The 13580-nt window shown below is 40.0% G+C and carries 12 protein-coding genes; all 12 read left to right on the plus strand.

Annotated features, from left to right (window positions below; genetic code table 11):
* The first annotated feature begins 14 nt into the window (after positions 1–14).
* On the plus strand, positions 15–668 hold the full coding sequence (locus VV089_RS23860; RefSeq protein ID WP_334337682.1) for a CatB-related O-acetyltransferase: 654 nt from the start codon (positions 15–17) through the stop codon (positions 666–668).
* A 111-nt stretch (positions 669–779) separates the two neighbouring features.
* Complete coding sequence (locus VV089_RS23865; RefSeq protein ID WP_334337683.1) at positions 780–2378, plus strand: hypothetical protein; 1599 nt, start codon at positions 780–782, stop codon at positions 2376–2378.
* 173 nt (positions 2379–2551) lie between these two features.
* Positions 2552–3826: an MBOAT family O-acyltransferase gene (locus VV089_RS23870; RefSeq protein ID WP_334337684.1), complete on the plus strand. Its 1275-nt coding sequence runs from the start codon at positions 2552–2554 to the stop codon at positions 3824–3826.
* A gap of 19 nt (positions 3827–3845) precedes the next feature.
* Positions 3846–5018 (plus strand): alginate O-acetyltransferase AlgX-related protein, encoded by a 1173-nt coding sequence (locus VV089_RS23875; RefSeq protein ID WP_334337685.1) that lies wholly within the window; start codon positions 3846–3848, stop codon positions 5016–5018.
* A 37-nt stretch (positions 5019–5055) separates the two neighbouring features.
* Entirely contained in the window at positions 5056–6186 is a 1131-nt protein-coding gene (locus tag VV089_RS23880; protein WP_334337831.1) for an acyltransferase family protein, read from the plus strand.
* Complete coding sequence (pseB, locus tag VV089_RS23885; RefSeq protein ID WP_334337686.1) at positions 6173–7168, plus strand: UDP-N-acetylglucosamine 4,6-dehydratase (inverting); 996 nt, start codon at positions 6173–6175, stop codon at positions 7166–7168. Before VV089_RS23880 ends, pseB begins: the two co-directional genes overlap by 14 nt.
* A 49-nt stretch (positions 7169–7217) precedes the next feature.
* Entirely contained in the window at positions 7218–8414 is a 1197-nt protein-coding gene (gene pseC, locus VV089_RS23890) for a UDP-4-amino-4,6-dideoxy-N-acetyl-beta-L-altrosamine transaminase (RefSeq protein ID WP_334337687.1), read from the plus strand.
* Between the two features lie 5 nt (positions 8415–8419).
* Positions 8420–9115, plus strand: a complete 696-nt coding sequence (pseF, locus tag VV089_RS23895) for a pseudaminic acid cytidylyltransferase (protein ID WP_334337688.1) — start codon at positions 8420–8422, stop codon at positions 9113–9115.
* Complete coding sequence (locus VV089_RS23900) at positions 9115–10173, plus strand: N-acetylneuraminate synthase family protein (protein WP_334337689.1); 1059 nt, start codon at positions 9115–9117, stop codon at positions 10171–10173. Before pseF ends, VV089_RS23900 begins: the two co-directional genes overlap by 1 nt.
* A 41-nt stretch (positions 10174–10214) precedes the next feature.
* The gene (locus tag VV089_RS23905) at positions 10215–10850 is read left to right on the plus strand and encodes a formyltransferase family protein (protein WP_334337690.1); all 636 of its coding nucleotides are present in this window, start codon (positions 10215–10217) and stop codon (positions 10848–10850) included.
* 34 nt (positions 10851–10884) lie between these two features.
* Positions 10885–12009: an ATP-grasp domain-containing protein gene (locus tag VV089_RS23910; RefSeq protein WP_334337691.1), complete on the plus strand. Its 1125-nt coding sequence runs from the start codon at positions 10885–10887 to the stop codon at positions 12007–12009.
* 71 nt (positions 12010–12080) lie between these two features.
* Positions 12081–13580 carry a BCCT family transporter gene (locus VV089_RS23915; RefSeq protein ID WP_334337692.1) on the plus strand — a complete coding sequence of 500 codons (1500 nt, stop codon included), beginning with the start codon at positions 12081–12083 and terminating at the stop codon, positions 13578–13580.

Raw genomic sequence — 13580 nt, forward strand, 5'->3', positions numbered from 1 at the left:
GAAAATGAATAATAATGGTTAAGTCAATAATAAAAAAACAGCTTTTAAAGAAAAAGAATATTTATATAAGAAAAAGCTCCATAATTAATTATGGAGTTGAAGTTACGGATTTTGAAAGAAAAACGATAATAGTTGATTCAACAATGCATATAACAAAAATGGGGAGCGGGTGTTTTTTCGAACACGTTTATGCTTATGGAGATATAGAGCTTGGAAAGAATGTTTCAATATCAGGTCCAGGAACGGTATTGCATGCAGAAAAAGGAAAAATTAAAATTGGAAGTTATACATCAATTGCTCCAAATGTGAGTATACAGCAATTTAATCATGATATGAACAGAGCCACAACCTATGCGATGCATTACAACATCTATGGGGAACCTTTTGAAAATGATGTTATAACAAAAGGTGATATTTTGATTGGCGAGGATGTATGGATTGGCTCTAATGCAGTTATATTGTCAGGCGTATCAATTGGCCGTGGAGCAGTGATTGCGGCAGGGGCCATTGTAACCAAAAGTGTACCTGCCTATGCCGTAGTCGGGGGAGGGCCAGCCCAAATAATTAAAATGCGGTTTAATGAGAAGAGAATTAAAGAACTTGAGGCTTCCAAGTGGTGGGAGTGGGATTTGGAAACTATATTGAAAAATAAAGAATTTTTTCAATGATTTCTATGACAAAAGGGTAACTTTGATAAACTGAGATGTATTGAATTGCCATATAAAATAAAAAGGAAGGGGACAAGGTGTTTTACTTTTATAAGCGCCATACAGAAAAATATGGATAGTTTTAAAGGGAAAAAAATTTTGTTTGTGTGCAAAGAATCATATTCATTTCCTCTATATTATTTAGCACAGAAATGGAAAAATGATAACGAAGTATCAGCATTTTTTTTTAATGCAATAGAAGCTAAATTTGCCAAGTGCAAATTTAATGAGCAAACATACTATCGATGGAAGGCGATAGAAAATATAAAAATATATGATTCTGTTAAAATTGCAGATATTTTTGTAAATCAGAAAGATGATGAAGTCAAGAATTATGAGTTTCTTCAGAATATTCAAAAAGAATATACTCATTATTTAGGAATTAATGAACAAGTTGTAACAACACAATATTTAACAAGACATTATCATTATCGAAATTATTATGGAAAGTGTACTTATTCACAACAGTTAAACTGGGTTATTTTAAATTATGAAAATGTATTGGGGGTAATAAAAGATGCATCACCAGATGTAATACTCGATCTGGACAATTCTGAATTGGCAAGGACCATTTTGCTGGAAGTTTGCTATAAAAGTAAAATTCCATATATTACATTGGACTTTCCAAGATTTGATTTATATAAACTGGCAACATTTAGCTTAGGAAGAAAGATAGATCCATTTTTTGAATTACAATATAATAAATATAAGACATATAGTAGAGACAATTTGATGATAGAATATAATTATATAGGTAGATTTAGAGAATCTGCAAGAATAACAACTCAAGAATATAAATCTGCAGTTAATGAGCAGTATAAGGCGAGCAGCATGTTGGTGGCTATCAAAAAAATGTTTGTAAAGGCGATTTATTTGAACAACCAGGACAGAGCAGGGAATAATCGAAAAATAAAAAGAACAAGTAAAATATTATATAATAACTCTCGCGATATGTTTCATTATTTTGCAGGTATCGAACTAAGAAGGCAGATTCTGACTCGCAGTAATCGCTATTTTACTACTCCTATTGCTGCAGAGAAGTATGTTTACATGCCATTACACTTAATACCAGAATCATCTACATTTACTTTGGCACCTTTTTATGTCAATGAATTATCGATTATTGAGGCTGTTTCAAAAAGTTTACCAGCTGGATGGTGGCTGTATGTAAAAGAGCATCCGGCAATGCTGGGCGAACGTGAAGTAAAGTTTTATAAGGAAGTAAATAGGCTTCCAAATGTTAAAATGGTTCAGTTTAATTACTATGATGATCCCAAGCCATGGATTGTAAATTCTCAAGGGGTAGTTACGATTTCGGGAACAACAGCATTTGAGGCTGCTTTGCTAGGGAAGCCTTCAGCTGTCTTTGCAGATATATCATTTAAATTAATAGACGGAGTGACGAGAGTTCGCTCTTTTGAAGATTTACCTAGGCTTTTTAAACAATTTGCCCGATGGGAAGAAGATAATGTTCATTCCTGTGCAGCATATATACGTGCAGTTAAAGAGATAGGCGTTGAGTTTAATATAAACTATATGCTTGAAGAAGGCGAAAGGATAGTGAACGGACAAGCTGAGATCAGTGAAGAATTTGAAAGGCAAATTGACAATTTAGAAAAGCTATATGTCGATGCTTATAATAGATATCCAATGTATAATGAGTTATTATAGAGGGGTATGAAAATTACATGGTATTTAGCTCAACGGTTTTTATTTTTATATTTTTGCCGGTTGTTCTAATAATAGATAGAATATTACCGTTAAAAGCGAGAAATATTTTTTTGATATTTGCAAGCTTTCTTTTTTTCTCCTGGTCGCAGCCTCAGTATTTATGGCTGCTGCTATTGAACATTTTAATCAACTACCTTGGCGGAATTTTAGTCTCGGCAAAAAGAGGAAAGGAAAAGAAATTTTTCTTTATCTGTACTATTACTCTTAATCTTGCACTGCTTATATATTTTAAATATTTTGATTTTCTTATTAGGACAGTAAACGATATTGGAAGAAAAAATATCCCGTTGAGGAATATAATCCTTCCTATAGGAATATCCTTTTTTACTTTCCAGGGAATGTCATATGTGATTGATGTATATAGAGGAAAAGTTAAGGGGCAAATAAACATATTAAACCTGTGTTTATATATATCATTATTCCCACAGCTTGTGGCCGGCCCGATTGTTAGGTATGTGGATATAGAAAAGGAAATTGAAAATCGGTCAAGGAAAAAGGGAGAGTATTATCAGGGAATATGCAGATTTATCATTGGACTTGGGAAGAAGGTGATTCTTGCAAATAGTCTTGCTTTAATAACGGATCACATTTGGGGAGTTGGAGCAGGCTTGAATACAAGTGGTGTTGCATGGCTTGGAAGTCTTGTATATACGCTTCAGATTTATTTTGATTTTTCCGGATATTCAGATATGGCGATAGGTATTGGAATGCTACTTGGATTCCATTTTATGGAAAACTTCAACTACCCATATATTTCAAAAAGTGTATCCGAATTTTGGAGAAGATGGCATATATCATTGTCTTCATGGTTTAGGGATTATGTATATATTCCTTTGGGAGGTAATCGTAAGCATGTATATCTGAATCTCCTATCTGTATTTTTTCTTACTGGATTGTGGCATGGTGCTGCATGGAATTTTGTGGCGTGGGGAGGGGTAAACGGAGCATTTATTGTATTAGAGAGGTTTATTCGTTCTGTGCTGGAAAGGGATAGAGCTATCAGTGAAATACAAATGGAATCTAGAGTTTTAAATGGAATAAAGCATGTTTATACCTTGCTTGTTGTGAATTTCATCTGGATTCTTTTTCGTGCGCCATCACTTGAAGAGGCATGGCTATATATTAAAACAATGCTTTGCGTGTATACGAGCAGCACGCCTTTGTTTGGTCTGGGGTGGTATCTCAACATCTGGAATGTAACAGTTATATTAATTGCGATACTTTGTGCCTTTCCGATTTGTGGGAGAATGACAGGTATTCTTCAAAAAAATCTGGATGGAAGAATTTTGCTGGTGATAAAAAATATAGGATTGATTTTGGTTTTTGCATATTCAATTATACGAGTAGTATCGGGGACATATAATCCATTTATTTATTTTCAATTTTGATATTGTAAAAGGGAGAAATATGAAGAATATAATACAGTATAGATATGATGAAATAATAAATGGAATTTTTATCATGATTATTACATTTATGGTAATATTGCCTGTAGGGTTTATTAATTGGAAAGAGGGGAAGATATCAGAGACAGAGAACCGGGTATTAGCGAGTCAGCCACATTTTTTTACAGAAAATGGAGAATGGAATGAGAAGTTTATTGATGATTTTGAAATTTGGATTAAAGACAACATAGGACTTCGTGAATCAATGGTTTCAATCAATAATAGAATTGGGTATTATATTTTTCATAAGATAGATGATGGTATATATTATATGTTGGGACCCAATAATGAATTGAATTTTACACCAGAAAATATTCTTGAAGACTATCATCGTTTGAATTTACGTTCTGAAGAAACCATTAATGAGATTGCCGAATCATATCAGTATGTATATGAGTACTTGAAAAGCAGGAATATACAGTTTTACAGGATGCAATGCTGGGATAAACATACGATATATCCCGAACAGTTTCCGAATTATATTTATCAATACGGAGATATTTCAAAAACAGATCAGGCGGTAATTGCCTTAACGGAGAAGACCGATATTCAACAACCAGACATTAAAAAGGCTCTCGTTGAAGGGAAAAAGCAATATGATGTATATCCTGCCTGGGGAGATCCAAGCCATTGGAACCAGAGAGGAGCATTTATTGGATATATTGAAATTATGAATCTGATAAATGCCAATAATGGTAATAGATATAGGGTTTTGAAAGAAGAAGATTTTAATATACAGTTAGAAGATATTGGGCAGACAATTCTCGGGGGAATTCACGAAGAGGATCTTTCAGAGGTATTTTATCTTGATAATAGCAGTAAACCTGAAAGAAATAAAAGCCTTCTTACAGTTTGTGGTGATGATGAGCGAAGTGATTATTGGATTAACAGGAATGTGGATAATAATACAACACTTTTGATTATTGGGGATAGTTATATCAGTTCTTTTTTAACAGGATACTTTGCCGAAAGCTTTTATAAAGTAATATTTATACATCTTAACCACACCTCGGAGCTGCAGGAACTTGTAAAAGAATATAAACCAGACATAATTATAAATGAAAATGCGGAGAGGGTTAATGCTTATGGACTTATAAATGATGCAGCAAAACAGATAAGAGAGAGTATGAAATAAAGTTTTTGGGGAGGGATTTTAAACGAAAAAGGAACGTATACAGAGTTTTGAAGGTCTACGTGGAATTATGGCTATTGCAGTATTAAATTGTCATGCAAAAGTCTTATTTCCAGTACTTGTTGAGACATCTATTTGGAAGGCTTTCCTTTATACTCCTTTCTCAATGTTTGTATCTGGTGGATTTGGAGTGTCATATTTTTTTGTCTTGAGCAGTTTTGGATTATGGCTCAATAATTATGAGAAGGATTGGAGATTAATTGTTGCAGGGTATGTAAAAAGGTATTTTCGATTAATTCCAACTTTAGTAATGTCGGATTTTGTGGCATTTGTTTTAATTAGAAATGGTTTTTATTATCTGACACCAGGATACTTTGATGATACGGGCATGATTAAGTTTAACATATTTATGAGCAATAGCAGGACAGTGCTTGGAATGTTAAAAGATTCTATGTGGGATGTGTTTGTTTACGGTAAATCAAATTATGTAGCACCATTTTGGACAATGAAATTGGAAATGTTAGGAGGGATTATTGCAATTGGTATTCTTTTTATTATACGGAACAGGACATATAAATATAAAATTATAACTCTCCTTTTTGCTGGTCTGATAATTGCATTTTATGGCAATGGATATTATTATTCTACACTTGCAGGGATAATACTTTATGAGACTTTGGGCTATATTAGCCTAAGAAAGATGCATAGAAGAAAAAAGTATAGTAAATATTGGTTTTGTGTTACATTAATGATTTTTTGGATGATAGTAATGTGGGCTGTTATGCCAATGAATCAAAAAGTGAACTATGCGAATCTCTGTGGTATTGCCTGGGCGCTGCTTATGGCGTATCTTTTTTTTGATCAAAATAGTATTATGTGCAAATTTCTTGAAAGCAGCCCCTTGAAGATATTAGGAAAATTATCTTTTCAAATATATGGATTACATTGGGGAATTATATGTTCTATTGGCTGCTTTCTTGTGAACAGAGGTTATGATATCCAGATTGGGGGTGGAATTATGATATATCTAATAGTTGTAGCAGTAACAATTATTTTGGCATATGCTATTTGGCAGATCAATGATGTAATACAGCGCAACTTGATAGATAGAATGTTTGCTCATTTAGGGAAAAATATAGGAAGGCGGATTAATAATTATGCTGAACAATAAGACAATTTTAATTACCGGAGGTACAGGCTCCTTCGGCCATCATTTCGTGGATTACGTATTGAAACATTATGAAGTTAAAAAAATAATCATTTATTCCAGAGATGAATACAAGCAGTTTGTAATGGACAATGAATATAAGGAATACAGGGATGTTCTCCGTTATTTCATCGGCGATGTCCGTGATGAAGCCAGGCTTAAGATGGCGATGAAAGGCGTGGACTATGTAATCCATGCCGCTGCACTGAAGCAGGTTCCGGCCTGTGAGTACAATCCCAATGAGGCGATCAAAACAAATATCAGCGGAGCCATGAATGTAATCAATGCCTCCCTGGAAACAGGTGTAAAAAAGGTGGTAGCTTTATCCACAGACAAGGCAGTAAATCCTGTGAACCTTTATGGTGGGACAAAATTAGTCTCGGATAAGCTGTTTTGTGCGGCGAACGCATACAGCGGAGAAGGCGGAACAAGATTTGCGGTGGTCCGTTATGGAAACGTGGCGGGCAGCAGGGGAAGCGTGATACCTTTTTTCCAGAATATTATAGATAATGGGGGAGAAAAACTGCCAATTACCGATTACCGGATGACTCGCTTCTGGATCAGTCTGGAACAGGGAGTGGAGCTGGTTATCAAAGCACTGGAAGAAGCCAGAGGAGGAGAAACTTTCATATCAAAAATCCCTTCCTTCAAAATTACGGATCTGGCCCAGGCCATGCTTTCCGGCTGTGAGATGCCCGAGGTGGGAATCCGGGAAGGAGAGAAGCTGCATGAAATTATGGTGACAAGAGAGGATTCCCTTCACACCTATGAATATGAAAAGCATTTTATTGTTTATCCGCATTATAACTGGTGGGGAGAGAAGGACATCATTCCGGGAGGAAAGCCGGTAGAACCTGAGTTTGAATACAGTTCCGGGACAAATACAGAATGGCTTGGTATAGAAGATTTAAAAGAAAAGCTTAAGACAGATCTGGATGGGCACTGAGGGCTCTTTTTTTATGCAGAAAAACAGGTAAGGAGCAGAAAAAAATTTCATGGACAGATTAGCAATTGACGGCGGTATGCCGGTCCGGGCAGAAAAAATATATTATGGCAGGCAGTGGATTGATGAAGAGGATGTAAAGGCAGTAAGTGAAGTCCTTACAAGTGATTTTGTTACCTGCGGACCGAAAGTGGTGGAACTGGAGAGGGCCCTTGCAGAATATACAGGAGCCGGATATGCCGTGGCAGTTTCCAACGGGACAGCGGCTCTTCACTGTGCATGCATGGCAGCCGGCATCGGGCCGGGAGATGAAGTGATTACAACGCCTCTGACCTTTGCAGCAAGTGCCAACTGCGCCCTGTACTGCGGAGCAAGACCGGTGTTTGCAGATGTGGATCTTAAGACATATAACATCGATCCGACCAGTATAGAGTCTCATATAACGGAAAAGACAAAAGCGGTAGCAGCTGTGGATTTTACCGGGCAGGCTGTGAAGATGAAAGAAATAAGAGAGATATGTGATAAGCACGGACTCATATTAATTGAAGATGCGGCCCATTCGATCGGAACGAAGTATAAGGGGAAGCCGGTAGGAAGTCTGGCAGATATGACCTGCTTTTCCTTTCATCCGGTGAAAACCATTACATCCGGTGAAGGCGGAGCGGTAACAACCAATGACAAAGAACTCTATAAGAGGCTGGTTCTTGCACATACCCATGGGATTACCCATGAGGAAGGTCAGATGGAAGGAGCGCCCCATGAAGGCCCCTGGTATTATGAACAGGTTTCCTTAGGATACAACTACCGTATGACGGACTTCCAGGCAGCGCTCCTGCTCAGCCAGTTAAAAAAGCTGGACAGGTTTGCAGAAAGAAGAAAGGAAATTGTAAAGAGATACAATGAAGCCTTCAGGGGGCTTCCGGAAATTATCCTGCAGGAGGAAATACCGGAATCGGATACATGCAGGCATCTGTATATTATCAGACTGGACCTTGAAAAGCTGGCGTGCACGAGGCGTCAGTTTTTTGATGCCATGGCAGCAGAAAATGTGCAGTGCCAGATTCACTATGTGCCGGTTTACTGGTTTCCTTATTATCAGAATCTGGGATATAAGAAAGGTTTGTGCCCGGATGCGGAAGAAGTCTATAAGGGGATTGTAAGCATCCCTCTCTATCCAGGGATGACGGAGCAGGATGTGGAAGATGTGATCCATGCGGTGACAAAGGTAATAGAAAATTATAGGAGATGAATCGTATGAAACCATATGCCATTATAACGGCCAGGGGAGGTTCCAAACGGGTACCAGGGAAGAATATACGGGATTTCTGTGGGAAACCTATCATTGCCTACAGTATTGAGGCGGCTCTTGAAAGCGGTCTGTTTGAGGAAGTAATGGTTTCCACAGACAGTGAAGAAATTGCAGCCATAGGACAAAGCTTTGGCGCATCCGTGCCTTTTATGCGGAGTGAAAAAACCTCCAATGATTATGCGGATACTACGGATGTACTGAACGAAGTGATCGGAATGTATGGAAAATGCGGAGTAACCTTCCATGAATTCTGCTGCATCTATCCCACAGCTCCGTTTATTACACCGGATAAGCTGAAAGAAAGCTACCGGCTGCTGCAGGATGAAGATGTATTTAATGTGATACCAATGGTGGACTTTTCTTTTCCGCCCCAGAGGGGAATGAGATTAAGAGAGGATGGTTTTATGGAACCGGTGGATCCGGAAGGAATTAATGCGCGTTCCCAGGATCTCCCTTCTGTATACCATGACTGCGGGCAGTTTTACTGGATGAAAACAGAGAAATATCTGGAAAATGACAACATCCTGAACAACCATACGAAGCCCTATTTTGTATCAGAATTAGAGGTGCAGGATATTGATAATGAAAGCGACTGGAAGCTGGCGGAAATAAAGTATCGTTATATGAAAGGCGTATTATAATGGCGGCGGAATTTAAAATCGGGAACAGGATCATTGGAGAGGATTCAGAGCCCTTTATCATTGCGGAAGCAGGAATCAATCATAACGGGGATATGAATCTGGCAAAAAAGATGATCCTTGAGGCAAAAAAGGCTGGTGTGGATGCTGTAAAATTTCAGACCTTCCGCACAGAAGAATTCATCCAGGATAAGGAAGAGATGTATACTTACCAGTCACAGGGAGTCCAGGTAACAGAATCACAGTATGAAATGTTCAGGCGCACGGAATTTTCAGAGGAAGAATGGAAAGAACTGAAAAGCTTCTGCGATGAGCAGGATATTATATTTCTTTCGACTGTGTCGGGAATTGACGGCCTGGAGCTTCTTCTGAGAGTCGGAGTAGATGCAGTCAAAGTCGGATCGGATGATTTTGTGAATATTCCGTTACTGGGTAAATATGAAAAATACGGACTTCCGATGATAGTTTCCTGCGGAATGGCGGAAGAGGAAGAAATTGCAATTACATTAAAGACGCTTCGTGTGAAGGAGGGACATCCGGTCTGCCTGATGCTGTGCACATCCGAATATCCCACACCTCCGGAAGATGTGAATGCAAGGAAGCTGCTGGCTATAGCCGAAAAGTTTCCGGAGGTAATTCCCGGTTTATCCGATCATACACAGGGCAGCATAGCAGCAGTTATAGCAGCGGCTTACGGAGCAAAAATATTTGAGAAGCATTTTACGCTGGAGCACAACCTTCCCGGTCCGGATCACTGGTTTTCTGCCGATCCTGCCGAACTAAAGGTATGGGCGGATGGAATCCGTACAGCACATGTGATGCTGGGAAGTCCCATACTGCGTCCTACAAAGACAGAAGAAAAGCAACGAGCTGTGATGCACAGAAGCATCACGGCAGCAAAGGAGATTAAGGCCGGGGAAGTGCTGACCGGTGAGAATCTGGTATTGCTCAGACCCGGTGACGGCATAGGGGCCATACATTGGGAGGATATCATTGGGAAGAAGACAAAAAGGGATATTGCTAACGGTATAAAACTGACATGGGAGGATATAGAGAGATAGAAGTGCAAATATTTTCTTGAAAGATTATGGGTGAAAAAGTTATGAAAATTCTGTGTTTATACAGTAATGAATGTGCGGTGGAACTGTTCCGGTGGCTGGAAGAGCAGGGACACGGGACTGTTCTGGAAACAGGGCGGTTAAATGCCGGGTGGTGCAGGGAAAACAGGTTTGATCTTGGAATAAGCTACACGTATCCATATATGATACAGGCTGAGATTATTGATGCGCTGAATGGCAACATCGTAAATCTGCACAATTCATATCTTCCTTTTGACAGGGGGACATCACCTAACCTTTGGAATCTCCTGGAAGGAAGTCCGAGAGGGGTTTCGATTCATTATGTGGATAAAGGACTGGATACCGGCGATGTGATTGCACAGCAGATAATAGAACCGGAAGAAGGAGCGACTCTTCGGACCAGTTATGAACAGCTTGACAGAGCTGCGAAACAATTGTTTAAAAAAGTATTTCCACAATATAAGTATTGGAATTCCATGCGGAAGAAATGTATCGGAGAGGGAACTTATCATAGGGAGCGTGATTTTGATATTATTTTACAATCGTTTGAAAACTGGAACTGGGATCTTCCTGTAGAGAAGTATATCCAGAAAGCAGGAGAAGTCATAAAAGCATCCGAGCATGCTCATGTATCTGGGAACAAATCATTTGACAACTGACAGAATGCTGTCCGGCTGGAAGAGGAGGAGAACTATGTTAAAGGAACATCTGGTAATTGTATTTGCAATGGAACACTATAATCCTTTGGGTCTGATAAGAACTTTGGGAAGATGTGGGATTCATCCAGTCTATATTGCGATTAAAGGCAGAGGCGCAGCATCTTCAAAAAGCAAATATATAAAAAAGGTCCATTATGTGGATACAGCAGAAGAAGGCTATCAGGTTCTTCTGGAAGAATACAGCAGTATGCCGGAAAAACCGTTTGTGCTTACGACGGATGATGATGTCCAGAGCATTCTTGATATGCATTATTCAGAATTAAAAGACAGATTCATTATGTATAATGCAGGAGCTGACGGACGCGTGACAGAGTATATGAACAAAAAACGTATTTTGGAGATCGCAGAAAAACATGGTCTGAAGGTTCTTCCGACTGTGACTACAGACAGGGGTGTGGTTCCGGAGAATCTGGTATACCCGGTTATTACAAAAGCCATATCTCCCGTAGAAGCGGACTGGAAAAAGAATGTGTTTATCTGTGAATCAGAAGAGGAACTGAGAGAAGCATTTGAGCAGATTGCCTGTCAGAAGGTGTTAATCCAGAAGTTTGTGGAAAAGAAAAATGAACTCTGCCTGGACGGCTTTACCATAGATAAGGGACAAAAGAGCTTTATCCCAATGGGTACAAATTATAATTATCTGATCCGGGGCTACTACAGTCCCTACATGACAGCGTTTAACTTTGAAAATGAAGACATCCTGTCCTCTCTGGATTCTATGCTTGCTGAAATAGGATTTGAGGGTATTTTTTCCATAGAATTTATCATTGATCAGGATGATACCTGTTATTTCAGTGAGGTTAATTTCCGTAATTCCACATGGAATTATATTGCAGCTTTCATTGACATGCCTGTTCCGGTGCTGTGGTGCGAGGCAATGCTTACGGGCAGGATAGACAAGAACTGGAAGAGGACATTTCCGGAAAATTTTACTGCTATGACGGAACCGATTGACTATAAAATACGTGTTGAAGGCGGAAGAGTTGATCTTGCCCAGTGGCTGGTTGATTTTAAGACAACGGATGTCCCATTCTATCTGGATCCGGAGGACCCGGAACCCTTCCGGGCGATGGTAAACAATTGGAGAGTTTTCAGTTAGTATAGCGTTTCGAAAATAACCGGACGATATTCCGGGCAGGCTGACGTAGAGACAATTTGGAGAAAAGATAAATGTCAAAGAATAAAAAAATGCGCAATCCGGTATTTATTATTTCATTAACCATATCCCTGGGACTGGCCCTTTTTGCTGTCTGTTTTGGTGAACAGTTCAGTGAGCTTTCAGGCAGACTGTTTACCGGAATTACAGAGAATTTTGCATGGCTGTATCTTATGGTAATGCTTTTGTTTGTTCTGTTTGTCCTGGGAACTGCATGCACAAAATATGGGAATCTGCGGCTGGGGCAGGATGATTCCAGGCCGGAATACAGCACCTTTTCCTGGTTTGCCATGCTGTTCTGTGCAGGCATGGGGGTAGGGCTTGTGTTCTGGGGTATATCAGAGCCTGTTTCACACTACATGAATCCCATGGCAGGGATAGAGGCAGGTTCCGCTGAGGCGGCAGAGTTCGCAGTCAGGGCTTCCTTTATGCATTGGGGCATCCATCCATGGGCCAATTATGCGGTGGTGGGGCTGTCGCTGGCATACTTCCAGTTCCGGAAAGGGCGGCCCGGGCTGATGAGCTCCACGCTGGAAGGCCTGATCGGACAGAAAAGAACGGAAGGATGGATTGGAAAAACTGCAGATATCCTGGCGGCTTTTGCCAGTGTGGCAGGCATTGTTACTTCCCTGGGACTGGGAGTACTCCAGATCAGCAGCGGTCTGAATACCATGTTCGGCCTGCCGGACACATTGACGGCTCAGATTATTATCATTGCTGTTGTAACAGCGGTTTTCATGTGGTCGGCTGTATCGGGCATAGAAAAAGGAGTTAAACGCCTGTCTGATTTTAATGTTTACCTTGCAGTTGTTCTCATGGCGGCTGCAGTTATTGTGGGCCCGAAAATTGAAATATTAAATAATCTGGTAAATGGGATCGGCGGTTATCTGGGAGGATTTTTCCGGGACAGCCTTGCAATACCGGCCTATGGCGATGCTTCCTGGGTAAAAGCCTGGAGGGTATTCTACTGGGCATGGTGGATTGCATGGGCTCCCTTTGTGGGTATCTTTATTGCCAGGATATCAAAGGGAAGAACGATCCGTGAGTTTGTGCTCGGTGTTGTAGGGGCTCCTACCCTGGCTTCCGTGGTCTGGTTTGCGATTTTCGGATCTATGGGGCTTCACCTCGGAACAACCGGAGTGCTGTCCGCGGAGGAATTACAGCAGGCAGCCGCAGTTCCCGAATCCGGTCTGTTTACAGTGCTCGGCCATTATCCGCTGGGGACTGTTTTGTGTCTGGTTGTAATTGTGCTGCTATGTACCTTTTTTATTACATCGGCGGATTCGGGGACATTTGTACTGGCGATGCTTTCCTCTGACGGCGAGATGAATCCGCCTGCTGTGAAAAAAGTAGTATGGGGGCTTGTCCAGTCATGCCTGGCAATCGGTCTGCTTGTTGCAGGAGGATTAAAGCCATTACAGACCATATCAATTGCGGCAGCATTTCCATTTATGTTTATTATGATTGGCGCATGTATTTCTCTGGTTAGGGAGCTGAAACGGGAAAAAGTGTAA

This window comes from Candidatus Merdisoma sp. JLR.KK011 (assembly GCF_036941125.1).
Taxonomy (GTDB): domain Bacteria; phylum Bacillota; class Clostridia; order Lachnospirales; family Lachnospiraceae; genus Laedolimicola.